Raw genomic sequence first — 23,150 nt, forward strand, 5'->3', positions numbered from 1 at the left:
TGAAAATCAGGGCCTGAGCATCACGGCCTGCTCTTGTCCAGGAAGCGGAAGAACTCGTTCTTCGGGTCCAGGACCAGCACGTCGCTCTTGCTCGAGAAGCTCTCGCGGTACGCCTGCAGGCTACGGTAGAACGCATAGAAATCAGCGTCCTGGGTGTAGGCCTTGGCGTAGATGGCGGCCGCCTGGGCGTCGCCGTCACCGCGGGTTTCCTCTGCTTCGCGATAGGCCTCAGCCAGCAATACGCGGCGCTGACGGTCGGCATCGGCACGGATACCTTCAGCCAGCTCGTTACCCTTGGCGCGGTGCTCGCGGGCTTCACGCTCACGCTCGGTACTCATGCGGTCGAACACGCTGCGGTTGACTTCCTTCGGCAGGTCGATGGCCTTGACGCGCACGTCGACCACCTCGATACCCAGCTCCTTGGCGGCCATGCGGTTCAGCGATGCAGTGATGTCAGCCATCAGCGCGTCACGTTCACCGGAAACCACTTCGTGCAGGGTACGTTTACCGAACTGGTCACGCAGGCCGCTTTCCAGACGACGCGACAGACGCTCGTCGGCGATCTGCTTCATGCCGGACGTGGCGGTGTAGAAGCGTTCAGCGTCCTTGACGCGCCACTTGGCGTAGGCGTCGACCATCACCGCTTTCTTCTCCAGGGTCAGGAACCGCTGGGTCGGGGCGTCGAGGGTCATCAGGCGGGCGTCGAACTTGCGCACCTGGTTCACGTACGGAATCTTCACGTGCATGCCCGGCTGTACATCCGCCTGGACCACCTTACCGAAGCGCAGCAGTACCGCACGCTCGGTCTGGGACACGATGTAGAAGCTGTTCCAGGCCACGATGGCCAGGACCACGGCGGCGATCAGGGCGATCAGCGATCTGTTGCTCATCAGCGGCTCTCCCTAGTGCGCAGCGGCTGCTGTTGCTGTTGCAGGTCCTGCGCCGCACGCGCGGCCGCATCGTTGACCGATGGCGACACACTGGCGGTCGGCGCGGACGGGTTGCGGCTGCCTTCGACCATCTTGTCCAGCGGCAGGTAGAGCAGGTTGTTCTGCCCGTCCTTGGTCGCCACCATGACCTTGCTCGAATTGCTGTAGACCTCTTGCATGGTCTCCAGGTACAGACGCTGACGGGTCACGTCAGGTGCCTTGCGGTATTCGGCGACCAGCTTGGTGAAGCGGTCGGCCTCACCCTTGGCGCGGGCGATGACTTCGTCGCGGTAACCGTTGGCGTCCTCGATGATGCGCTGGGCCTGACCACGGGCTTCCGGCACCACGCCATTGGCGTAGGACTCGGCCTGGTTGCGGGCACGCTGCTCGTCTTCGCGGGCACGGATCACATCGTCGAAGGCTTCCTGCACTTCACGCGGGGCTGCCGCGCTCTGCACGTTGACCTGGGTAACGCTGATACCGGTGCGGTAGGTGTCGAGGAAGCGCTGCAGGCGTTCGCGGATATCCACGGCCATCTGCTCGCGGCCTTCGGTCAGCACCTGGTCCATCGAGGTGGAACCCACCACGTGGCGCAAGGCACTGTCGGTCGCGTGCTGCAGGCTGACCTCAGGCTGGTCGACGTTGAGCACGAAGTCCTGCAGGTTGCTGATCTTGTACTGGACGGTCAGCGGTACCTCGACGATGTTCTCGTCTTCGGTCAGCATCTGGCCCTGCTTGGTGTAGGCACGCTCGCGCGTGACGTTCTCCATGTACTTGCGATCGATCGGCGGGAAGTAGATGTTCAGGCCGGGACCGACCGTCTCATAGTACTTGCCGAAGCGCAGCACCACGGCCTGCTCCTGCTCGTCGACCACGTACACGGCGCTGTACAGCCAGATAGCAGCCAGCACCGCCAGGCCGATGCCCAGCAGGCCCAGGCCACCGCCCTTGCCGACATTGCGGTCACCGCCGCCACGTTTCTTGCCACTGCCGAACATGCCGTTCAGGCTGTCCTGCAATTTGCGGAAGGCCTCGTCCAGGTCCGGTGGACCTTTTTTGTCACCACCGCCGCCACCGCCATTCCGGCGACCGCCCCAGGGATCCTGATTGTTCGAGTTGCCACCCGGCTCGTTCCAAGCCATAGCGCTCTCCATCTGATAAAGCAAAGACGCGCCCACGGCGCGCCGTCCAATGCTACAGAATGCCTGTCACTGCTGCCCGGCGACCTCGACGAGCATTTATTGCAAAGTGTGTTGCTCGACAAACACTTGCGGCTCCATGCCTTCGCGGCTGACCAGGCGATTCAGTTCGACCATGGGCAGTCGCACGCTCAGCAGGCTGCGCCCTTCTTCATCATGCTCTTCACTCTGCACGGCACCCAGGGCAAAGAATTGCGCGCGCAAGCGGGCAAAACGCTGCTCCAGACACAGGGTACCGACAAACAGATCATCCCCCAGCAACTCGGCAATCGCCTGGCCGACCAGCTCCAGGCCACGCCCATCGCGTGCCGATACCCAGACCCGTTCCGGCTTGCCATCGGCATTGCGCTGGATCTGCGGCTCGACATCTTCGAGCAGGTCGAGTTTGTTATACACCTCGAGGATCGGCAACCCTTCGGCACCAATCTCGCCCAACACCGCCAATACCTGCTCGATCTGCTCCATGCGCTCCGGCTCATGGGCGTCGATCACATGCAGCAACAAGTCGGAGTTGCTCGACTCTTCGAGCGTAGCCCGAAATGCCTCGACCAGCTTGTGCGGCAGGTGGCGAATGAAGCCCACGGTGTCGGCCAGCACGATCGGCCCCAGGTCGTTCAGCTCGAGCCGGCGCAGGGTCGGGTCGAGGGTGGCGAACAGCTGGTCCGCGGCATACACCTCGGATTCGGTCAGGGCGTTGAACAGCGTGGACTTGCCGGCGTTGGTATAACCCACCAGCGATACCGACGGAATGTCCGCACGCTTGCGCCCACGGCGCGCCTGCTCGCGCTGGCTGCGCACCTTCTCCAGGCGTGACTTGATCTGGCGAATGCGCACCCGCAACAGGCGGCGGTCGGTTTCCAGCTGGGTTTCACCCGGGCCACGCAGGCCGATACCACCCTTCTGTCGCTCAAGGTGGGTCCAGCCGCGCACCAGCCGCGTGCTCATGTGCTCGAGCTGGGCCAGTTCGACCTGCAGCTTGCCTTCATGGGTACGCGCCCGTTGGGCGAAGATATCGAGGATCAGCCCGGTACGGTCGAGCACACGACACTCGAACACACGTTCGAGGTTGCGCTCCTGACTGGGCGTGAGGGTGTGATTGAAAATCACCAGGTCTACCTGTTCGGCATGGACCAGGTCGTGCAACTCTTCGACCTTGCCACTGCCAATCAGGTATTTGGCGGAAGGCTGATGCCTTGCCACCGTGACCAGCGAGACGATGTCGGCACCGGCCGACAATGCCAGCTCCTGGAACTCCTGCGGGTCTTCGCGCGCCTCAGGGTTCTGACCTTCCAAGTGAACGAGCAACGCCCGCTCACCACCACCGTGGCGCTCAAAGAACAATGCAGGCTCCTATCAGGCGTTGCCTGGCTCGCTGTCGCCGTGTTCGGAATCGGACGGGCTTGGCAGACGAACCGGACGGGCAGGAACCACGGTCGAGATGGCGTGCTTGTAGACCATCTGGCTGACGGTGTTCTTCAGCAGTACCACGAACTGGTCGAAGGACTCGATCGAACCCTGCAGTTTGATGCCGTTGACCAGGTAGATGGATACCGGGACCTTTTCTTTTCTCAAGGTGTTCAAGTAAGGGTCTTGTAGCGAATGCCCTTTTGACATATGCCGCACTCCTGTAAGGATAAATAATAGAAAATCAAGAAAATCGATAAATTAGGCCGCCCCTTCGCAAGAATAGACGGCAATCAGCAGGGACTCAGCTCAATATGGAGATGGCCCCAAGGTATTTCAAGGTGCGGGACAGATTGTCGCAGGCCAGGCTGTCAAGCCAGTGTACTTCGGGCCAGCCACGCAACCAGGTGAACTGCCGCTTGGCCAGCTGCCTGGTGGCAATGATACCGCGTTCACGCATCTCATTCTCAGTCAGCTTGCCGTCCAGGTAATCCCAGACCTGCCGATACCCCACTGCCCGTATAGACGGCAGCCCGGCGTGCAAGTCACTTCTGGCTCGCAGCGATCGGACCTCGTCGACGAAGCCCTGTTCCAGCATCTGTGAAAATCGTAACGCAATTCGCTGATGCAAAATGTGACGATCTGTAGGAGCAATCGCCAAACTCGCGACAGTATAGGGCAAATGTCCGCCAGCGCCTGCGTCTGCGCCGCGACTTTCCGCGAATTGACGCTGTCGATGTGCCGTCATGCTCTCGCCGCTCACCCGGTACACCTCCAACGCCCGGATCAACCGCTGCGGGTCGTTGGGGTGGATGCGCGCCGCCGACTCAGGGTCAACCTCGGCCAACTGGCGGTGCAACTCGGCCAGGCCGAGCGCTTCGGCCTGGGCTTCCAGCTCGGCACGCACCGCGGCATCGGCCGCCGGCATGTCGGCTAGGCCATCGATCAACGCCTTGTAATAGAGCATGGTGCCGCCCACCAGCAGCGGGATCTTGCCGCGCGCGGTAATCTCGGCCATGGCCTCCAGGGCATCGGCACGGAACTGCGCAGCCGAATAGCTCTCGGCCGGGTCGCGAATGTCGATCAGCCGGTGCGGGTGAGCGGCGAGGATTTCTTTCGACGGCTTGGCCGAACCGATGTCCATGCCGCGGTAGACCAGCGCCGAATCGACGCTGATCAGCTCGCACGGCAGTACTTTGGTCAGCTCGATGGCCAGGTCGGTCTTGCCGGCCGCCGTCGGGCCCATCAGGAATATTGCAGGGGGCTTGCCGCTCATTTCATCGACCGCGCAGGAAGAGTTTGTCCAGGTCGTCCAGGCCCATTTGGGTCCAGGTGGGGCGACCATGGTTGCACTGGCCGCTGCGCTCGGTGTTTTCCATGTCACGCAGCAGGGCGTTCATCTCGGGGATCGCCAGGCGCCGGTTGGCGCGCACGGCGCCGTGGCAGGCCATGGTGCCGAGCAGCTCGTTGAGGTGCGCCTGGATACGGTCGCTGGTGCCGTATTCCATCAGGTCGGCGAGTACATCCTGCACCAGGCGGTTGGCCTCGGCCTGCTTGAGCAAAGCCGGGATCTGGCGGATGGCCAAGGTCTCGGGGCCCAGCCGCTGCAGTTCGAAGCCCAGCCGCTGGAACCACTGCGCGTGCTCTTCGGCGCAGTCTGCTTCACGCTGGCTAAGGGCCAGGGTCTCGGGCACCAGCAGCGGCTGGCCGCTGAGGCCTTCGCTGGCCATGGCTACCTTCAGGCGCTCGTACATGATGCGCTCATGGGCCGCATGCATGTCTACCAGCACCAGGCCGATGGCGTTCTCGGCCAGGATATAGATGCCCTTGAGCTGCGCCAGCGCGTAGCCCAGCGGGGGAATGTCACCCTGGCTTTCGGGCAACGCCGTTGGCGCCGCGCCTTCATCCAGCGGTTTGTAAAACTCGCGATACACCGCCTGCGCCTCGGCGGCTGGCAGCGGCTGCGAGGGGCGCGGGGTGTACTGGTACTGGTAACCCGCGCCACTGCCGCCACTGGAAAACGACTGCTGCGGGGCTCGCGGCTGCTCGAGCACCGGCGAGGCCAGGCGCATTTCGCCCTGGGGGCCGAACTCACCGGCCTGCTGGCCCGTGGGGCGGACCACTTCGGGCACGGCAGCAGGCGCCGCCAACTGGTCTTCCGGGCGTACATCGGCAAGGGCGCGATGCAGGGTGCCATACAGGAAGTCGTGCACCGAGCGCCCCTCGCGGAAACGCACTTCGTGCTTGGTCGGGTGCACATTGACGTCGACGCCGTTGGGCTCCAGCTCCAGGAACAGCACGAAGGTCGGGTGTCGACCATTGAACAGCACGTCGCGGTAGGCCTGGCGCACGGCGTGGGCGACCAGCTTGTCGCGCACCGCACGGCCGTTGACGAAGAAATACTGCAGGTCTGCCTGGCTGCGCGAGAAGGTCGGCAGGCCGACCCAGCCCCACAGGCGCAGGCCATTGCGCTCCACGTCGATCGGCAGCGCCTGCTCCATGAAACCCGGGCCGCAGATGGCACCCACCCGCCGCGCACGGGCGGTTTCATCGTGGGCCTCGTGCAGGCTGAGGATGCTCTTGCCGTTGTGGCGCAGGTGGAAGCCGACATCGAAGCGCGCCAGCGCCAAGCGCCGTATCACTTCCTGCAGGTGATCGAATTCGGTTTTCTCGGCCTTGAGGAACTTGCGCCGGGCCGGGGTATTGAAGAACAGGTCGCGCACTTCCACCGAAGTACCCACCGGGTGCGCCGCCGGCTGCACCCGCGGGGTCATGTCGCGGCCTTCGGTTTCCACCTGCCAGGCCTCGGTAGCGCTGGCGGTACGCGAGGTCAGGGTCAGCCGCGCCACCGAGCTGATCGAGGCCAGGGCCTCACCACGGAAGCCCAGGCTCAATACCCCTTCCAGGTCTTCCAGCTCGCGGATCTTGCTGGTGGCGTGACGGGCCAGGGCCAGCGGCAGGTCGTCGGCGGAAATGCCGCTGCCATCGTCACGCACCCGCAGCAGCTTGACGCCGCCCTGCTCCACTTCCACGTCGATACGCCGGGCGCCGGAGTCCAGGCTGTTCTCCAGCAACTCCTTGGCCACAGAGGCCGGCCGCTCGACAACCTCACCGGCGGCAATCTGGTTGGCCAGCCGCGGGCTGAGCAGCTGGATGCGCGAACCGCCACTCATTGCGAGGCCAACGTGGTAGCGGGGATATCGAGGCGCTGGCCGACCTTCAGTTCATCGGTCTTGAGGCTGTTGGTGCTGCGCAGGCTGGTCACGCTGACCTGGTAGCGCACGGCAAGCATCGCCAGGGTCTCGCCAGGGCGCACCGTGTGCTCCCGCGGGCCAGCGGCGATCTTGCCGGTGTCGCGCAGCCAGGCGATGTAGGTGCCAGGCGGCGGGTTCTGCTGGAAGTACTGGCGCACACCGGTGTGGATCGAACGTGCCAGGGCCTGCTGATGGCTGGCGGTGGCCAGCTTGGCGGCTTCGTTGTTGTTCGAGATGAACCCGGTTTCCACGAGGATCGACGGAATATCCGGCGACTTCAGCACCATGAAGCCGGCCTGTTCCACCCGCTGCTTGTGCAGGGAGGTAATGCGGCCCATGTTGCCCAGCACCTTCTGCCCCACATTGAGACTGGAGCTGAGCGTGGCGGTCATCGACAGGTCGAGCAGCACGCCGGCCAGCATGCGGTCCTTGTCGTCGAGGCTGACGTTACCGGCACCACCGATCAGGTCGGAACGGTTTTCCGTGTCGGCCAGCCAGCGCGCGGTCTCGGAGGTAGCGCCGCGGTCGGACAGGGCGAACACCGAGGCGCCAAAGGCGGCGCGGGACGGCGCGGCGTCGGCGTGGATCGAGATGAACAGGTCGGCGCCCTTCTTGCGGGCGATTTCGGTGCGCTTGCGCAGTGGGATGAAGTAGTCACCGGTACGGGTCAGCTCGGCCCGGAAGCCTTTTTCGCTGTTGATCTGGCGCTGCAGTTCCTTGGCGATCTGCAGCACGATGTCTTTTTCATGCTGGCCACGCGAACCGGATGCACCCGGGTCTTCGCCGCCGTGACCGGCGTCGATGGCAACCACGATGTCACGCTTGCCGCTGGGTACCGGCGGCAGCTTGATGCCAGGCTGGGCCGGGGTCACCGGTACTGCTGGCGTGGTTGCGGGCGTTGGTGCCGGAGTCGGGGTCGGAGCCGGCGCGCTGGCCGCGATGGCGTCAGCCTCCTGGTCGTACAGGTCGACCACCAGACGGTTGCCGTACTGGGCGTTGGGCGCCAGGGTGAAGCTTTTGGGGGTGACCGACTTTTTCAGGTCGACCACCACGCGCAGGTCGGTCGGGGTGCGCTGAGCCGAACGCACGCTGCTGATCGGCGTATTGGAGGTAGCCACGTTCAGTGGCGCGGCCAAGGTCGCGCCATTGATGTCGATAACCAGGCGATCAGGTGCGCTCAGGGTGAAGACGCTGTGCTGCACGGGGCCAGACAGGTCGAAGACCAGCCGCGTGTTGTCCGGCGCGCGCCACAGGCGCATGCTCTTGACTTGAGTGACGGCCAGAGCGTCAACGGTCACCGTTGTCAGCAGCAGCCCAACGATGGCGACCAGTGCGCGTATGCGCATACCTACCCCACTTACTGTTTATAGTGTTCGGCCAGTGCCACGCACCAGGCCTCGCCGCGAGCCCCCTGCGGCGAAAGGATCAGCGAGCGTCCGCCCGCTTGGGGGCTTATGGTAATGGTCAGGTCGGGCTTTGGCAAAACGCCCGCACCCTTTTGTGGCCACTCGAACAGGCACAGCGGGTCGCCCTCGAAATAGTCACGAATGCCCATGAACTCCAGCTCTTCCGGATCGACCAGGCGATACAGGTCGAAATGGAATGCCCGCACCTCACCGATCTCGTAAGGCTCGACCACGGTGAAGGTCGGGCTTTTCACTGCACCAGTATGGCCCAGGCCACGAATCAGGCCACGCGACAGCGTGGTTTTGCCCGCGCCCAGGTCACCTTCCAGAAAAATCACGCCGTGACCGCCGGTCACCCCGGCCAGTTGTGCGCCGAATTCGACCGTGGCCGCTTCATCGGCCAGAAACAGGTTTAAGCCAGACACGCAGAATGCTCCTCCAACAACTCACGAATGACCGGCGCCAGATCGCTGGCAGCCAGGCCTCTACCTTTAACGCCCAGACGCTCGCCGGCACAGGCGTGCAGCCATACCCCCAGCCCCGCGGCATGCCAGGCATCCAGGCCCTGGGCCAGCAGCGCCGCCAATACACCGGTCAGCACATCGCCCAGGCCGGCACCGGCCATGGCCGGGTGGCCACGTTCGCACAGCAGCAGCTGCCCGGCCGGGTCGGCCACCAGAGTGCCGGCTCCCTTGAGCACGCAGACGCTGTTGTAACGGCGCGCCAGTTTGCGTGCGGCGCCCGCGCGGTCCGCCTGCACAGCCTCGGTGGAAATGCCCAGCAGCCGCGCCGCCTCCCCGGGGTGCGGGGTAAGGATGCTGCCACTGGGCAGGGCCAGCGGGGTGCGCGCCAGCAAATTCAGGGCATCGGCGTCCCACACCTGCGGGCGCTCGGCATTGGCCACCGCCGACAGCAGACTGCGGCCCCAGGCTGCCTGGCCCAGGCCTGGGCCGACCACCAGCACCGAAGCGCGCTCCAGCACGCCCATCAGCTGGTTGGCCGAACTGGCGCCCAGGCACATGACTTCGGGCAGGCGGGCCAGGCTGGCGGCCACATGCTCGGGCCGGGTCGCCACGCTGACCAGCCCGGCGCCACAGCGCAGGGCGGCTTCGGCACTGAGCAGCACGGCGCCACCAGTGCCAAGGTCGCCACCGACCACCAGTACATGGCCGAAGTCGCCTTTATGGGCGTGCGCATGCCGTGCCGGCAGGTGCGCGACCGACACGCTGCTGAGCAATTGAGGGGTATGGCTGGGGTGTTTGGTCTGCGGCATGGGTTGACATCCTCCCCGGCCTAAAGGCAGGGGATTCCTACGGCGCTACACGAGGGTTCTCGCGTAGTCGCTTCGGTGGGTTCCTGCTTCATCGAGCGGCCTGACTGCACCGTCTCTCCACAGGCTGCAACGCGGTGTCCCCGCGCCAGTATGTTGATCGCCCCGACCGCATCGGCGTTATCCTCGAGGCCGCAGGCCACGCACCGGAATTGCGCTTGTGTCCTGCGGTTGGCCGCATCTACATGGCCGCATTGCGGACACGTACGGCTGGTGTTATGCGGCGGCACCGCAATAAGCAACCCGCCCGCCCATTGCAGTTTGTAATCCAGTTGCCGCCTGAACTCGAACCAGCCTTGATCGAGGATAGCCTTGTTCAGGCCGGACTTGGCCTGCACGTTTTTGCCCGGTGTTTCTACCGTGCCTGCCGCTGACCTGGACATGTTGCTTACCTGCAAGTCCTCGATGCACACCATCGCGTGGTTTTGGCTGATGGCGGTCGTGGCCTTGTGCAGGTAGTCGCGGCGGGCGCTGCCGATGCGGGCGTGAATGCGCTGGACTCGGGCTTTCGCCTTCTTCCAGTTGTTGCTGAATCGGGTCTTGCGACTCATCGCCCGCTGCGCGTGGCGTAACCGGACTTCATGCGTCTTGAAGCGGGCCAGCGGCGCAAGGTGGCTGCCGTCGCTCATCGTGGCGAAGCGGGCAATGCCGACGTCGATGCCGATGGCGCTGGTGGCCTGCGGCACGGGTTGTTCGACTTCGCGCTGGGTCTGGATGCTCACAAACCATTTGCCCGCGCTCAGGCTGACGGTGACGTTCCTGACCGCACCCAGCGCCTCGCGGCTGTTGCGGTAGCGCAGCCAGCCCAGCTTGGGCAAGAAGATGCGGCTATTGGCCTGATCGAGCTTGATCTGCTTCGGATCAGGGTAGCGGAAGCTGTCGGATTGGCCTTTCTTCTTGAAGCGCGGGAAGGCTGCGCGCTTGGCGAAGAAGTTGGCATAGGCGCGCTCCAGGTCCTTGAGCGTTTGTTGCAGCGGATGCACCGGCGCACCTTTGAGCCACGGCGTCTCCAGCCCGTTGCGCCACGCCGTGAGCTCCTTGCACAGGCCGGCATAGCCCAACTTCTTCTCGCCTTGCTCGTAGCGTTCCCTCTGCATTGCCAGCGCCTTGTTGAACACGAGCCGACACGATCCCGCGAAGCGGCGCATGTCGCGCTGCTGCTGGCCGGACGGCATCAGTTCGTATTTAAAGGCTTGGAGGCGTTGCATGGGGATAATATAGTTTGGTCTATAAGCAACGACAACGACCTTCGCCACGGAAGACAATACGTCCGAGCAGCAAACGCCACATTGACTTCCACCGCCGAAGGACAGAGCTTGACGCGCACCAGGTCAAAGTCTCCAGTTTCTGGCAAAATTATACGCACCTGAGCCCGTATTGCCTTGCCCATCCATGTCCGCCTGTACGCCTGACCTCGCCCAACTGGCCCAATCGATCAAGATTTGGGGCCAAGAACTCGGTTTTGCCCATGTCGGCATCGCCGGGGTCGACCTTGGCGAACACGAACACCATCTGCAGCGCTGGCTCGACGCCGGCTACCAGGGCGAGATGGATTACCTGGGCGCCCACGGCAGCAAACGCGCGCACCCAGAGCAACTGATCCCCGGCACGGTACGTGTGGTATCGCTGCGCATGGACTACCTGCCCGGCGACACGCAGATGGCGCAGCGCCTGGCACAGCCGGAAAAAGCCTACGTATCGCGCTACGCCCTGGGCCGGGACTACCACAAGCTGGTGCGCAAGCGCGTGCAGTTCCTGGCCGATCGCATTCAGGAAGCCATCGGCCCGTTCGGCTACCGCGCCTTCGTCGACAGCGCTCCGGTGCTGGAAAAGGCCCTGGCCGAGCAGGCCGGGCTGGGCTGGATCGGCAAGAACACCCTGTTGCTCAACCGCAAGGCGGGCAGCTACTTCTTCCTCGCCGAGTTGTTCGTCGACCTGCCGCTGCCGGTGGACGAAGCCACCACCAGCGAACACTGCGGGCGCTGCCAGGCCTGCCTGGACATCTGCCCGACCCAGGCCTTCGTCGGGCCGTATGTGCTGGATGCACGGCGCTGCATCTCCTACCTGACCATCGAACTGCGGGGGCCGATCCCCGTCGAGTTGCGTTCGAAGATGGGCAACCGGGTGTTCGGTTGCGATGACTGCCAGATCGTCTGCCCGTGGAACCGCTTTGCCAGGCACAGCCAGGAACAGGACTTCCAGCCACGGCACGGGCTGGAGAATGCCGAGCTGGCGGAAATGTTCCTGTGGGATGAAAGGACCTTCCTGCGCAAGACCGAAGGCGGGCCATTGCGCCGGGCCGGGTATGAGCGCTGGTTGCGCAACCTGGCGGTTGGGCTTGGCAATGCGCCATCGACGATCCCGGTGATCGAAGCGCTGAAGGCGCGGCGCGAGGATGCCTCGGAGCTGGTGAGGGAGCATGTGGAGTGGGCGCTGGCGCAGCACGGCGTTCAATAGCGACCCAGCCCCAGAGCTTGCGCCACCCTTGTGGGAGCGGGCGTGCCCGCGAACACCGGCGGAGCCGGTGCCATACACCGCGTTGGCCGCTTCGCGGGCACGCCCGCTCCCACAAAGAAGGTGACACACTCTCGAAATTTGTTCCCTGTGCGACAGCGCAGCCCCAAGGGCTGGGCAATCTCCCACAGGGGCCATGTTGTGCCGGAACTGCGTTACTGCTGGTCGTTGTAGTGGAACTTGGGCATTTCCCAATGGAACCGAATCGCCAGCAACCGCACCAGGAAGCCGCCAAACAAGGTCAGCAGCATCGCCTGCTCCGCCGGCACCTTGAAATACACGCAGCCCAGGTAGAACCAAGCCGCGGCAAACGACACGCTGGCGTACAGCTCGCGGCGGAATACCAGGGGAATGTCGTTACAGAAAATATCCCGCAAGATCCCGCCAAATACCCCGGTGATCACCCCGCTGATCGACGCCACCAGCATGCCCTGCCCCATCTCCAGTGCGGTCATGCAGCCGATCAGGGTAAAGGCCACCAGCCCCAGGGCATCGAGCACCAGGAACAGCGAGCGCAGGCGGCGCATCATCGGTGCGATGAAGATGGTCAGCAGCGCCGCACAACTGGTCAGCACCAAGTACTCCGGGTGCTTCACCCAGGTCAGCGGGTAATGCCCGAGCAGCACGTCACGCACCGAGCCGCCACCCAGGGCGGTGACGCAGGCAATCAGCACCACGCCGAACCAGTCCATGCCGCGGCGGCCGGCAGACAACGCGCCGGTCATGGCTTCGGCGGTGATGGCGATGAGGTAGAGCATCAACAACATGGTGCGGGGTCCGTGCGGGCGTGCGAGAAAGGCGCGCAGTCTAACCAGTTGCCCATGGCACCAAAAGAGGGCGCAGATACAATATCTGCGCCTTTTCGGCTCACACCTTGATGAAGTGCTCGCGATAGTGGCGCAGTTCGGCGATCGATTCGCGAATGTCGTCCAGCGCCAGGTGGGTGTTGCCCTTCTTGAAGCTGTCACGCACATCAGGCGCCCAGCGTGCAGCCAGCTCCTTCAGGGTAGAGACATCCAGGTTGCGGTAGTGGAAGTAGTTTTCCAGGTTGCGCATGTGCCGGTAGAGGAAGCGGCGGTCCTGGCAGATGCTGTTGCCGCAGATTGGCGACTTGCCTTTCGGTACCCACTGCTCGAGGAAGGCAATGGTCTGCGCCTCGGCTGCGGCCATGTCGACCTTGCTCTCGCGTACGCGCTGGGTCAGCCCCGAAGCGCCATGGGTGCGGGTGTTCCACTCGTCCATGCGCGCCAGCACTTCGTCACTGTGGTGGATGGCGATCACCGGCCCTTCGGCCAGGGTGTTCAGTTCGCTGTCGGTGACGATGGTGGCCATCTCGATGATGACGTCGCTGTCCGGATCCAGGCCGGTCATTTCCAGGTCGATCCAGATCAGGTTCTGTGGGTTTTGCATGCGGGGGCTCCTCGTATAGGCCGTCATAGTAGCGTAGTGGCCAAGGCACGCCCATTCACGGCGCGAAGGTAAGCCAAATGGTCCGGCGCCTGGCGTGCTAAACTGCCTGCCGTTTTCAACCTGCCCCCACGCACGGAACCTTCATGGCCAAACGCCAGCTCAATCGCCGCCAGAACTGGCGCATCGAAAAAATCCAGAACGAGCGCGCCGCGCGTGCGGCCAAACGCGAACAGCACGTGTTGCAGGAACTGGAGGGTGGCGACCTGGGACCGGAGCAACTGGGCCTGGTGATTGCGCACTTCGGTGTGCAGGTAGAAGTGGAAGCCCAGGACGGCGAAGCCGCGGGCCAGGTATTCCGCTGCCACTTGCGCGCCAACCTGCCGGCGCTGGTTACCGGCGACCGCGTGGTATGGCGCTCGGGCAACCAGGGCATTGGCGTGATCGTCGCGCAGATGCCGCGCAGTACCGAGCTGTGCCGGCCGAACAACCACGGCCAGCTGAAGCCGGTGGCGGCCAACGTCGACCTGATCGTGATCGTCTTCGCCCCCGCGCCCGAACCGCACCCCAACCTCATCGACCGTTATCTGGTGGCGGCGGAGCACGCCGGCATTCGCCCGCTGCTGCTGCTGAACAAGGCCGACCTGATCAACGACGAGAACGGCCCGGGCCTGCATGCGCTGCTGGAGGTTTACCGCGAGCTGGGCTACCCGCTGCTGGAGGTCTCGGCCCACCACGGTGACGGCATGCAACGCCTGCAACAGATGCTCGACGGCCACATCAGCGTGTTCGTCGGCCAGTCGGGGGTGGGCAAGTCGTCGTTGGTCAACAGCCTGCTGCCGGACGCCGGCACCCGTGTCGGTGACCTGTCGGAGTGGTCTGGGCAGGGCACCCACACCACCACCACCGCGCGGTTGTACCACTTCCCCAACGGTGGCGACCTGATCGACTCGCCAGGCATCCGCGAGTTCGGCCTGGGTCACGTCAGCCGCAGTGATGTGGAGGATGGTTTCATCGAGTTCCGCGACCTGTTCGGCACCTGCCGCTTCCGCGACTGCAAGCATGATCGCGAACCGGGCTGTGCGCTGCTCAAGGCGCTGGACGAGGGGCGTATCAAGCAGCAACGGATGAACAGCTACCGCTCTATCATTGCCAGTTTGCCGGAAGACGCTTACTAACCCCTGTGGGCGCGAGGTTCAGCTGCAGCACACGCCTGTAGGAGCGGCCTTGTGTCGCGATAGGGCCGCAGAGCGGCCCCAGCAATCTTTGCCAAAATGCAGAGATCCGGGGGCCGCCTTGCGGCCCTATCGCGACACAAGGCCGCTCCTACAAGGACCGTGCAGGGCGCCCCAAGAACCTACTGGTCCTTGGCCTCATCCATCTTCAGTGTCCCCTCTTCGAAGATGTTCAGCTTCTGGCGCAGTTCACGCGGCTGCATGGGGGCCTGCCCGGCCTCCCCTGGCGCCGCCGGTGCCGCAGCGGCGGGCGGCGCAGGCTCGGCAGCCGGTGCTTCCGGCGCGCCCTGTTCGCCTTCGATATTGCGCTGGGCCTTTTTGGTCAGCACGATGATGTCGATGCGGCGGTTGACCGGGTTGAACGGGTCCTTGCGATCGAACAGCGACGACGAGGCATAACCCACCACCCGCGCCACCTGGCCATCCGGGTAGCCGCCGGCCACGAGTGCACGGCGCGCGGCGTTGGCGCGGTTGGCCGACAGTTCCCAGTTGCCGAACTCGCCACTGCCGGCATAAGGCTTGGCATCAGTGTGGCCACTGATGCTGATCTTGTTCGGCACCGCCTTGATGGTGTCGGCCATGGCCAGCAGGATGTCCTCGAAGTACGGCTGCAGGCGCGCGCTGCCAATGTCGAACATCGGCCGGTTCTCGGCGTCCATGATCTGGATGCGCAGGCCGTCCTGGGTGATCTCGAACAGGATCTGGTCCTTGAACTTCTGCAGCTGCGGGTTCTCTTCCACCTTGTTCTGCAGTTCCTGCAGCAGCAACTCCAGGCGCTCACGCTCGACCTGCTCGGCCATGGTCTCCACCTGGTCCTTGTCCAGCTGGATGCTGGTATCAGGCGTCGGCTCCGACTTGGCTTCGGGGTTGATGGTCTTTTCCGGCGCCAGCTGAGGCGAGCCGCCCAGGTCGATGACGTAGGGCGTTCCGCTTTCCGAGAAGCCGATCGGGTCCTTGAAGTAGCCGGCAATGGCGATCTTCTGTTCCGGTGTGGCCGTGGACAACAGCCACAGCACCAGGAAGAACGCCATCATCGCCGTGGCGAAGTCGGCGAAGGCGATTTTCCAGGCGCCGCCGTGATGGCCGCCACCAAAGCGCTTGACGCGCTTGACGATGATGGGCTGATTGTTCTCCATGACTCAGCGACCGCGAACCGCTTGTTCCAGTTCGGCGAAGCTTGGGCGGTGCTTGGGGTACAGCACCTTGCGCCCGAACTCGACCGCCAGCGAAGGCGGCATGCCCGAGGCCGAGGCCACCAGCGAAGCCTTGATCGATTCGTAGAGGTTCAGCTCTTCCTTGGCATCGTGTTCCAGGCACTTGGCCAACGGGCCGAAGAAGCCGTAGGCCGCCAGAATACCGAAGAAGGTACCCACCAGTGCCGCACCCACATGGAGGCCGATGGAGGCCTGGTCACCGTCGCCGAGCGAGGCCATGGTCACCACGATACCCAGTACCGCCGCAACGATACCGAAGCCGGGCATGCCGTCGGCGATGCCGGTCACCGCATGGGACGGGTGCTCCAGTTCTTCCTTCATGCTCAGCAGTTCCATGTCGAACAGGCCCTCGAGCTCGTGCGGGGCCATGTTGCCGGTGGACATGATGCGCAGGTAGTCGCAGACGAACGCGGTCATGCGCTCATCGGCCAGCACCGTCGGGTACTTGGCGAAGATCGGGCTGGCGGCGGCATCCTCGATGTCGGCCTCGATGGCCATCATGCCTTCGCGCCGGCTCTTGTTGAGGATCTCGTACACCAGGCCCAGTACTTCCAGGTAGAAGGCATGAGTGAAGCGCGAGCCGAACATCTTCATCGACTTCTTGATGACGTGCATGGTCATGTGGCCAGGGTTGGCCTGCAGGAATGCACCAAAGGCCGCACCGCCGATGATCAGTACTTCGAACGGCTGGATCAGCGCCGCAATCTTGCCGTGGGAAAGCACGTATCCGCCGAGCACGCTCGCGAATACGACGATGATGCCGATAATTTTAGCCATAGGTTCAAAGCACTTGCTGTCGTGGTCAGGGGAAGAGACGGGAGCTTTAAAACTCTTCTTCTACTTATCGGCAGAACTGCGCCAGACTATAGCCACTCAATGCGAAAAGCCAGTTCGGACTGATGTCAAAATGCCAATTGAAACCAAGGTGCCCGCTCAGGCTCCACGTACGCTAGAGGCCTGGGTAAAGCTGCTCGAGAGTGTTCGCATCCCCGTGCCGAAGCACAGCTACGACCGGGTCATGGCCGCCATCCACGATAACCGCCGCTCGCTGCGCGATATCGCCGAACTGATGCAGGATAGCCCGGCACTGGTGCTGTCGGTGATGCGCGAAGCCAATCACCCCACCAATGCCAGCCTGGCAGAGCCCGCCGAAAGCCTGGAAGTCGCCCTCAACCGCCTGGGCCTGGAGCGCAGCGAACAGCTGCTCAAACGCCTGCCAGCTGTGCCCGTAGAAGAAATCCCACCGGTACTGTGCCAGTTCCAGCTGATCAGCCAGCACGCCTCGCAGCAGGCCAGCGGCCTGTTCGCCAGCCGCCTGGCACGGCTGTGGCAGGAAATCCACTGGGGCAGCCTGTTGTTCCTGTCGCCACTCTGGCCGCTGGCGCTGGCCTACCCCAAGCTGCTCGATACCTGGGAGCTGCGGGTTATCCACAAGGGCGAAGACGCCGCCCATGTCGAGGAAGAACTGTTTGGCGTGCGCATCATGGAGCTTTGCCAGACCATGGCAGAGTACTGGCGCCTGCCACAATGGGTGACCCAGGGTTACCGCCTGCTGCTGGAAGAACGCGAACAACTGGCCCAGGTGCTCAGTATCGCCCGCGACCCGGACCTGCTCAGCCAGCAACACCGCCTGGACGCCGAGCCTGGCCTGCGCCGGTGGTTCAACCAGCCGGCCAACACCGTGCTGCTGGCCAACAACCTGGCCCTGGCGGCACAGGTGGGCTGGGACAACCCGCACCTGCTGCGCTGGCAGCTGTTGACCGCACTGTACCTGCAGACCTCGCTGGAAGACGTGCAGCAGCAGGTGCACCAGCAGGCTGCGGCCAGCGCCCGCCGCCATGCCCAGCATGCCCTGTTCCACCCGGCCGAAGCGCTGATCTGGCCCTGGCACCAGCGCCGCCCGCACCCAGACATGCTGGCTCCGCCACCGCCCACCAGCGACGAACTGGCGCGCTGGCGCAAGCTGTGCCAGGACCTTCTGGCCCAGCCCAGCCCGTTCACCAACAGCGTGCACCTGGCCACGCAGGTTATCGAGGCCCTTCTGGCCTCTGGCATGCAGCGGATCCTGCTGCTGAGCCTGGACAAGGCCAAAGACGAGCTGCGCGTGCAGCAGATGGCCGGCCTGCCCAAGGAAGCCGGGGCGCTGGTGCTGCCGGTGGCGCAGAACAAACTGCTGCAAAAGCTGCTGGCCAAGGCCGGGCAATTGCGTATCACCCCGGAAAACCACAGCCAGTTCTCGGCCCTGCTGCCGGCCCCGCTGCGTGCCTTGTTCCGCAGCGAGCACGTGCTGCTGCGCTCGCTGGCAGTGACGGACCAGGTGCTGATGCTGATGGTGGCTGACCAGGGCTGCCGGCCGCTGGCCGATATCAGCGTGCAAGCCTTCGGCAAGACCGCACAGTGCACCGAACGGGCGCTGTCGGTGTTTGCCAACCGCAAGGCCTGAGCCTTGCGCTACAATCGCCCCTCTTTCCACACTGGAGACCGTGGATGACTGACTTTTCCGGCCTGCCCCTGGTGATCGAAGCCGCGGACCTGCTGCCGCGCCTGGATTCGCCACAGCTGATCCTGGTCGACCTGAGCAGCGCCAACCGCTATGTCAGCGGGCATATCCCCGGCGCACGCTTTGTCGAAGGCAAGCGTACCCAGCTTGGCCAGCCCCCCGCGCCCGGCCTGCTGCCGGCCCTGGGCGAGCTGGAAAAACTGTTCAGCGAACTCGGCCACCGCGACGATGCCGTGTATGTGGTGTATGACGATGAGGGCGGCGGCTGGGCCGGGCGCTTCATCTGGCTGCTCGATGTGATCGGCCACAAGCGTTACCACTACCTCAATGGCGGCATCCAGGCCTGGCCCGCCGACAAGCTCTCCACAGAAGTGCCCGCCAGTGGCAACACGCCGGTGCACCTGCGCATCGACAGTTCGCCCACCGCCACCCGCGAGTACCTGCAAAGCCGCCTGGGCGCCGACGACCTGGTCATCTGGGACGCCCGTGGCCCGCAGGAATTCAGCGGCGAGAAAGTGCTGGCAGCCAAGGGCGGCCACATCCCCGGCGCGATCAACTTCGAATGGACCGCCGGCATGGACCTCAACGACCACCTGCGCATCCGCCAGGACATCGCCGAAGTCCTGCAGAAACTGGGCATCACCCCCGACAAGGAAGTGATTACCCACTGCCAGACCCACCGCCGCTCCGGTTTCACCTACCTGGTGGCCAAGGCCCTCGGCTACCCGCGCGTCAAGGCCTACGCCGGCTCGTGGAGCGAATGGGGCAACCACCCGGACACGCCTGTAGAAGTCTAAGGAACCTGCATGAAATCCCGTTTGTTCATCATCAGCCAGTACCTGCTGCCGCACCACCTGCTGTCGCGGCTGGCCGGCTGCATCGCCGAGTGCCGCGTGCGCTGGTTCAAGAACGCCTTCACCGCCTGGTTCGCCAAGCGTTATCAGGTCAACATGAGCGAAGCGCTGGTCGAGGACCTGAGCGCCTACGAGCACTTCAATGCATTCTTCACCCGCGCCCTGAAGCCGGGTGCCCGCCCGCTGGACGAGACCCCGGGCGCCATCCTGTGCCCGGCCGACGGTGCCGTCAGCCAGCTTGGCCCGATCGAGCACGGCCGCATCTTCCAGGCCAAGGGCCACGGTTTCAGCGCGCAGGAGCTGCTGGGCGGTGACCCGGCCATGGCCGCGCCGTTCATGGGCGGCGAGTTCGCCACCATCTACCTGTCGCCCAAGGATTACCACCGCGTGCACATGCCGCTGGCCGGTACCCTGCGTGAAATGGTCTACGTGCCGGGCCGCCTGTTCTCGGTCAACCAGACCACCGCAGAGAACGTCCCCGAGCTGTTCGCCCGCAACGAGCGTGTGGTATGCCTGTTCGATACCGAGCGCGGGCCGATGGCCGTGGTGCTGGTTGGCGCGATGATCGTCGCTTCGATCGAAACCGTGTGGGCCGGCCTGGTGACGCCACCCAAGCGTGAACTGAAGACCTTCCGCTACGACGAAGCCAGCCGCGCGCCGATCCATCTGGAGAAAGGCGCCGAACTGGGCCGTTTCAAGCTGGGGTCGACTGCTATCGTGCTGTTCGGGCCGGAGCAGGTGAAGTGGGCGGAGAGCCTGGGTGCTGGTTCCGCGGTGCGCATGGGGCAGCAGTTGGCGGCGCCTGTGCAGGCTTGATTACCTGATGGAACCTGGGGCCGCTTTGCGGCCCTTTCGCGACACAAGGCCGCTCCTACAAGAGATATGCAATTCCCTGTAGGAGCGGCCTTGTGTCGCGATGGGCTGCGAAGCAGCCCCGGATTCTCAGATCAGCCGCGCGCGTCGCGGTCCCGCAGGCCCAGCAGATACAACACCCCATCCAGCCCCAGGGTAGAAATCGCCTGCTTGGCCGACTGGCGCACCAGCGGCTTGGCGCGGAACGCCACGCCCAGGCCGGCTAGCGACAGCATCGGCAGGTCGTTGGCACCGTCACCCACGGCAATGGTCTGCTCCAGCTGCAAGCCTTCTTCGCTAGCCAGCTTCTGCAGCAGCTCGGCCTTGCGCTGGGCATCGACGATCGGCTCCACAGCCACGCCGGTCACCTTGCCATCGACCACTTCCAGCTCGTTGGCGAACACATAGTCGATGCCCAGGCGCGCCTGCACCTGGCGGGCAAAGTAAGTGAAGCCACCGGACAGGATCGCCGTCTTGTAACCCAGGCGCTTGAGCTCGGCAAACAGGTTCTCGGCACCCTCGGTCAGGCGCAGCGACGCACCGATCTCGTCCAGCACGCCCACATCCAGGCCCTTGAGCAGCGCCATGCGCTCCTTGAAGCTGGCACGGAAGTCCAGCTCGCCACGCATCGCGCGCTCGGTGATCGCGGCCACCTGCTCACCTACGCCAGCGGCCTTGGCCAGTTCGTCGATGACTTCGGCTTCGATCAGCGTCGAGTCCATGTCGAACACCGCCAGGCGGCGGTTGCGGCGGAACAGGTCGTCCTTCTGGAAGGCGATGTCGATGCTCAGCTCTTCAGCCAAGGCGAAGAAGTCGGCACGCAGCGCCTGGGCATCGCTCGGCACGCCGCGCACGGAAATCTCGATGGCCGCCTTGCCCTTGTCGGTCTCGGCATCCAGCGCCACACGGGCCGACAGGCGCTCGATGCGCTCGATGGTCAGGCCGTACTGGCTGATCACCGCACTCACCCGCTGCAGCTGCTCGGGGGTGATCTTGCGGCTGAGCAAGGTGACGATGTGGCGCGCCTCGCCGTGGCCATCGGCCCAGTGCTGGTAGTCCGCCTCGGAAATCGGCGTGTAGCGGGCCTGCAGGTTCAGTTCGTGGGCCTTGGCCTGCACGCTCTGCAGCAGGGAGGTGGCCACTTCGTTGTCCGGGATATCGACCAGGATGCCGAACGACAAGGTACCGTGCATGACTGCCAGGCCAATGTCGAGGATGCTCACACCGCCCTGCAGCAGGACGCCGGTGATAGCCGCAGTGAGACCGGGACGGTCCTCACCGGTGATGTTGATCAGGACGATTTCGCGCACAACCTGGCTCCGACTTCGATGAAAAATGCGCATTCTACCGATTTTCCGTGACCGTCGGGCGCCAACGATACTTTGCCGACAAAACCCGGCTCGCTATACTGCCCCACACTTTCATGCCATTAAGAGCCGAGCTCAGTGAACCGGCCCACGCCCGTCAAAGCAGACAACTTCTTCCTGATGATCTATCGCGCCCTGAGTCAACGTCGCGTGCCGCTGGCACTGCGCATCGCCTGCACCAACATTTTCCTGGTGGCGCTGGCGTTGGTGATCTACGCCTGCGTGATGGGCCTGCAGTTCAAGCAGGCCATGCACGAGCAGGCCGATGCCCTGGGCCAGAGCCTGACCACCCAGACCGCCACCTCGGCGACCGAGCTGCTGGTGGCCAACGACATCCTCAGCCTCAACGTGCTGCTCGGCAACCTGGTGAAAAACCCGCTGGTGGCCCATGCGGCGATCTACAGCGTGGACAACCGTATCCTCGCCGAGGCCGGCCAGCGCCCGCGCAATAGCCTGCTGGGCGAGGCCGAAGGCCTGTACCAGACCAAGATCACGTTCCAGGACGTGACCGCCGGGCAACTGCGTATCAGCCTGGACATGAGCCAGTTCCAGCAGCCGATGCTGATCAGCCTGCAGAGCATGGGCATCCTTGCCGCCATCCTGCTGGTGCTGGCACTGACCCTGAGCCTGCGCCAGGGCCGCTTCATCACCCTGCCGCTGCTGCAGCTGCGGGTGTGGCTGCGCGACCCGCAACCCTATACCCCGGCTACCGACCGCCAGGACGAGATCGGCGACATCGCGCGCCAGCTGCACGCGCGCCTGGCCCCGCCACCGCCACCTGAGCCGGAGCCCGAAGAAGAGGACGACGAGCAGTTCGACGACCTGCACGACGCCGCCCCGGCAGCCAAGGCCGCACCGCGCGCCAAGCTTGCCGCCCAGGCGGACGAGGATGACGATGAAGCCTTCGCCGGCCTGCTGGACGACGAAAGCGCGCCCAAGGCCGCCGTGGTCGAATCCGACGAGCCGCAATACAGCGCCGTGCTCGCCGTGCAACTGGGTTCGCAGGAGCAGCTGCGTCGCCTGCCGCGCACGCGCCTGACCGAGCTGACCGAGCGCTACCGCGATTGCCTGGAGCACGCCGCCTCGCTCTACGACGGCGAAACCCACACACTCAACGACGGCAGCACCCTGGTGCTGTTCCACAGCCGCGACTGCGGCGAGGACTACCTGACCAACGCCATCTGCTGCGGCGAGCTGTTGCGCGCCCTGGGCCATGCCCTGCAGATCGAGGTGGCAGACAGCGGCATTACCCTGCAGCTGCAACTGGGCCTGGCTCTGGGCAACGACCTGCAAGGGCTGGAGCTGGTAGACCTGCTGATGGCCGAAAAGGCCCAGGACGCCCTGGCGCTGTCGCAGCACAGCCGCAACCTGTTGCTGGTGGAGCGGCAGATCAGCGATGACACGCTGATTCGCCAGCGCGCCCGCATTCGCCCGATTGCCAGCCCCGAGGGCGCCTGCTGCGTGGAGCGCCTGATGGAGCCCTACCCGTCGATGCTGGAGCGGCAGTTGGCGCGGATGCACGAACGACGGGCCTGATACAGCCCCCTGTGGGAGCGGGCGTGCCCGCGAATCAAGCGCCGCGGTGTATGGCACCGGCTACGCCGGTGTTCGCGGGCATGCCCGCTCCCACAGGAACCGCGCATTTTCTGAGCCTCGCGCTAAACCTGTGGGAGCGGGCGAGCCCG

At 64.5% G+C, this 23,150-nt stretch carries 21 protein-coding genes; 6 read left to right on the forward strand and 15 right to left on the reverse strand.

Going from position 1 to position 23,150, the window contains the following annotated elements; all coding sequences use genetic code 11:
• Positions 1 to 20: 20 nt before the first annotated feature.
• From hflC to C163_RS23490, 10 genes are all read right to left on the reverse strand, one after another.
• The gene (hflC, locus tag C163_RS23445; protein ID WP_013974432.1) at positions 21 to 890 is read right to left on the reverse strand and encodes a protease modulator HflC; all 870 of its coding nucleotides are present in this window, start codon (positions 888 to 890) and stop codon (positions 21 to 23) included.
• Positions 890 to 2,071, reverse strand: coding sequence for an FtsH protease activity modulator HflK (gene hflK / locus C163_RS23450; protein WP_025340824.1), 1,182 nt, complete (start codon positions 2,069 to 2,071; stop codon positions 890 to 892). Before hflK ends, hflC begins: the two co-directional genes overlap by 1 nt.
• 96 nt (positions 2,072 to 2,167) lie before the next feature.
• The gene (gene hflX / locus C163_RS23455; protein WP_015272005.1) at positions 2,168 to 3,469 is read right to left on the reverse strand and encodes a ribosome rescue GTPase HflX; all 1,302 of its coding nucleotides are present in this window, start codon (positions 3,467 to 3,469) and stop codon (positions 2,168 to 2,170) included.
• A gap of 12 nt (positions 3,470 to 3,481) precedes the next feature.
• Positions 3,482 to 3,742, reverse strand: coding sequence for an RNA chaperone Hfq (hfq, locus tag C163_RS23460; RefSeq protein ID WP_003258160.1), 261 nt, complete (start codon positions 3,740 to 3,742; stop codon positions 3,482 to 3,484).
• A gap of 94 nt (positions 3,743 to 3,836) precedes the next feature.
• On the reverse strand, positions 3,837 to 4,808 hold the full coding sequence (gene miaA / locus C163_RS23465) for a tRNA (adenosine(37)-N6)-dimethylallyltransferase MiaA (protein WP_013974436.1): 972 nt from the start codon (positions 4,806 to 4,808) through the stop codon (positions 3,837 to 3,839).
• A 1-nt stretch (position 4,809) separates the two neighbouring features.
• The gene (mutL, locus tag C163_RS23470; protein ID WP_025340825.1) at positions 4,810 to 6,705 is read right to left on the reverse strand and encodes a DNA mismatch repair endonuclease MutL; all 1,896 of its coding nucleotides are present in this window, start codon (positions 6,703 to 6,705) and stop codon (positions 4,810 to 4,812) included.
• Positions 6,702 to 8,132, reverse strand: a complete 1,431-nt coding sequence (locus C163_RS23475) for an N-acetylmuramoyl-L-alanine amidase (RefSeq protein ID WP_025340826.1) — start codon at positions 8,130 to 8,132, stop codon at positions 6,702 to 6,704. The genes mutL and C163_RS23475 overlap by 4 nt, the downstream gene beginning before the upstream one ends.
• Before the next feature lie 11 nt (positions 8,133 to 8,143).
• The gene (tsaE, locus tag C163_RS23480; protein WP_025340827.1) at positions 8,144 to 8,617 is read right to left on the reverse strand and encodes a tRNA (adenosine(37)-N6)-threonylcarbamoyltransferase complex ATPase subunit type 1 TsaE; all 474 of its coding nucleotides are present in this window, start codon (positions 8,615 to 8,617) and stop codon (positions 8,144 to 8,146) included.
• On the reverse strand, positions 8,605 to 9,465 hold the full coding sequence (locus tag C163_RS23485) for an NAD(P)H-hydrate dehydratase (RefSeq protein ID WP_025340828.1): 861 nt from the start codon (positions 9,463 to 9,465) through the stop codon (positions 8,605 to 8,607). Before C163_RS23485 ends, tsaE begins: the two co-directional genes overlap by 13 nt.
• Before the next feature lie 20 nt (positions 9,466 to 9,485).
• On the reverse strand, positions 9,486 to 10,730 hold the full coding sequence (locus C163_RS23490; protein WP_025340829.1) for an RNA-guided endonuclease TnpB family protein: 1,245 nt from the start codon (positions 10,728 to 10,730) through the stop codon (positions 9,486 to 9,488).
• 184 nt (positions 10,731 to 10,914) lie between these two features.
• Between C163_RS23490 and queG the strand changes: the two genes are divergently transcribed.
• Complete coding sequence (gene queG, locus C163_RS23495; RefSeq protein ID WP_025340830.1) at positions 10,915 to 11,979, forward strand: tRNA epoxyqueuosine(34) reductase QueG; 1,065 nt, start codon at positions 10,915 to 10,917, stop codon at positions 11,977 to 11,979.
• A gap of 212 nt (positions 11,980 to 12,191) precedes the next feature.
• Here the strand turns inward: queG and C163_RS23500 are convergent, their stop codons facing one another.
• On the reverse strand, positions 12,192 to 12,803 hold the full coding sequence (locus C163_RS23500) for a trimeric intracellular cation channel family protein (protein ID WP_013974442.1): 612 nt from the start codon (positions 12,801 to 12,803) through the stop codon (positions 12,192 to 12,194).
• A gap of 100 nt (positions 12,804 to 12,903) precedes the next feature.
• Positions 12,904 to 13,446 carry an oligoribonuclease gene (orn, locus tag C163_RS23505; RefSeq protein WP_025340831.1) on the reverse strand — a complete coding sequence of 181 codons (543 nt, stop codon included), beginning with the start codon at positions 13,444 to 13,446 and terminating at the stop codon, positions 12,904 to 12,906.
• A 143-nt stretch (positions 13,447 to 13,589) separates the two neighbouring features.
• On the opposite strand from orn, the gene rsgA reads away from it, so the two are divergent.
• Complete coding sequence (rsgA, locus tag C163_RS23510; RefSeq protein WP_025340832.1) at positions 13,590 to 14,621, forward strand: small ribosomal subunit biogenesis GTPase RsgA; 1,032 nt, start codon at positions 13,590 to 13,592, stop codon at positions 14,619 to 14,621.
• A gap of 179 nt (positions 14,622 to 14,800) precedes the next feature.
• Here rsgA and motB read toward each other — a convergent pair whose 3' ends face one another.
• On the reverse strand, positions 14,801 to 15,814 hold the full coding sequence (motB, locus tag C163_RS23515) for a flagellar motor protein MotB (RefSeq protein WP_013974445.1): 1,014 nt from the start codon (positions 15,812 to 15,814) through the stop codon (positions 14,801 to 14,803).
• Positions 15,815 to 15,817: 3 nt separating this feature from the next.
• Positions 15,818 to 16,669: a flagellar motor stator protein MotA gene (gene motA / locus C163_RS23520; RefSeq protein WP_015272014.1), complete on the reverse strand. Its 852-nt coding sequence runs from the start codon at positions 16,667 to 16,669 to the stop codon at positions 15,818 to 15,820.
• 130 nt (positions 16,670 to 16,799) lie between these two features.
• Here motA and C163_RS23525 point away from each other — a divergent pair, with 130 nt between their 5' ends.
• From C163_RS23525 to asd, 3 genes are read left to right on the forward strand one after another with little or no spacing between them, the layout of a single operon-like run.
• Complete coding sequence (locus C163_RS23525) at positions 16,800 to 18,335, forward strand: HDOD domain-containing protein (RefSeq protein WP_025340833.1); 1,536 nt, start codon at positions 16,800 to 16,802, stop codon at positions 18,333 to 18,335.
• 44 nt (positions 18,336 to 18,379) lie between these two features.
• Positions 18,380 to 19,189, forward strand: a complete 810-nt coding sequence (locus C163_RS23530; RefSeq protein ID WP_025340834.1) for a rhodanese-like domain-containing protein — start codon at positions 18,380 to 18,382, stop codon at positions 19,187 to 19,189.
• Positions 19,190 to 19,198: 9 nt separating this feature from the next.
• Positions 19,199 to 20,062, forward strand: a complete 864-nt coding sequence (gene asd / locus C163_RS23535) for an archaetidylserine decarboxylase (RefSeq protein WP_025340835.1) — start codon at positions 19,199 to 19,201, stop codon at positions 20,060 to 20,062.
• Between the two features lie 131 nt (positions 20,063 to 20,193).
• Here asd and serB read toward each other — a convergent pair whose 3' ends face one another.
• A complete protein-coding gene (gene serB / locus C163_RS23540; protein WP_025340836.1) occupies positions 20,194 to 21,408 on the reverse strand; it encodes a phosphoserine phosphatase SerB in 1,215 nt (404 codons plus the stop codon).
• Between the two features lie 135 nt (positions 21,409 to 21,543).
• Here serB and C163_RS23545 point away from each other — a divergent pair, with 135 nt between their 5' ends.
• Positions 21,544 to 23,001, forward strand: a complete 1,458-nt coding sequence (locus tag C163_RS23545) for an AhpA/YtjB family protein (RefSeq protein WP_025340837.1) — start codon at positions 21,544 to 21,546, stop codon at positions 22,999 to 23,001.
• Positions 23,002 to 23,150: the final 149 nt, after the last annotated feature.

It is taken from the genome of Pseudomonas sp. FGI182, assembly GCF_000511325.1.
Classification (GTDB): Bacteria; Pseudomonadota; Gammaproteobacteria; order Pseudomonadales; family Pseudomonadaceae; genus Aquipseudomonas; species Aquipseudomonas putida_Z.

Bases quoted from the DNA above. Each gene is read 5' to 3' on its own strand.
- queG (WP_025340830.1), top strand. From the start codon at position 10,915: ATGTCCGCCTGTACGCCTGACCTCGCCCAACTGGCCCAATCGATCAAG.
- C163_RS23500 (WP_013974442.1), bottom strand. From the start codon at position 12,803: ATGTTGTTGATGCTCTACCTCATCGCCATCACCGCCGAAGCCATGACC.
- asd (WP_025340835.1), top strand. From the start codon at position 19,199: ATGAAATCCCGTTTGTTCATCATCAGCCAGTACCTGCTGCCGCACCAC.
- motA (WP_015272014.1), bottom strand. From the start codon at position 16,669: ATGGCTAAAATTATCGGCATCATCGTCGTATTCGCGAGCGTGCTCGGC.
- hflC (WP_013974432.1), bottom strand. From the start codon at position 890: ATGAGCAACAGATCGCTGATCGCCCTGATCGCCGCCGTGGTCCTGGCC.
- motB (WP_013974445.1), bottom strand. From the start codon at position 15,814: ATGGAGAACAATCAGCCCATCATCGTCAAGCGCGTCAAGCGCTTTGGT.
- mutL (WP_025340825.1), bottom strand. From the start codon at position 6,705: ATGAGTGGCGGTTCGCGCATCCAGCTGCTCAGCCCGCGGCTGGCCAAC.
- hfq (WP_003258160.1), bottom strand. From the start codon at position 3,742: ATGTCAAAAGGGCATTCGCTACAAGACCCTTACTTGAACACCTTGAGA.
- orn (WP_025340831.1), bottom strand. From the start codon at position 13,446: ATGCAAAACCCACAGAACCTGATCTGGATCGACCTGGAAATGACCGGC.
- C163_RS23475 (WP_025340826.1), bottom strand. From the start codon at position 8,132: ATGCGCATACGCGCACTGGTCGCCATCGTTGGGCTGCTGCTGACAACG.
- C163_RS23530 (WP_025340834.1), top strand. From the start codon at position 18,380: ATGACTGACTTTTCCGGCCTGCCCCTGGTGATCGAAGCCGCGGACCTG.
- C163_RS23525 (WP_025340833.1), top strand. From the start codon at position 16,800: ATGCCAATTGAAACCAAGGTGCCCGCTCAGGCTCCACGTACGCTAGAG.
- C163_RS23485 (WP_025340828.1), bottom strand. From the start codon at position 9,465: ATGCCGCAGACCAAACACCCCAGCCATACCCCTCAATTGCTCAGCAGC.
- hflK (WP_025340824.1), bottom strand. From the start codon at position 2,071: ATGGCTTGGAACGAGCCGGGTGGCAACTCGAACAATCAGGATCCCTGG.
- C163_RS23490 (WP_025340829.1), bottom strand. From the start codon at position 10,730: ATGCAACGCCTCCAAGCCTTTAAATACGAACTGATGCCGTCCGGCCAG.
- miaA (WP_013974436.1), bottom strand. From the start codon at position 4,808: ATGAGCGGCAAGCCCCCTGCAATATTCCTGATGGGCCCGACGGCGGCC.
- rsgA (WP_025340832.1), top strand. From the start codon at position 13,590: ATGGCCAAACGCCAGCTCAATCGCCGCCAGAACTGGCGCATCGAAAAA.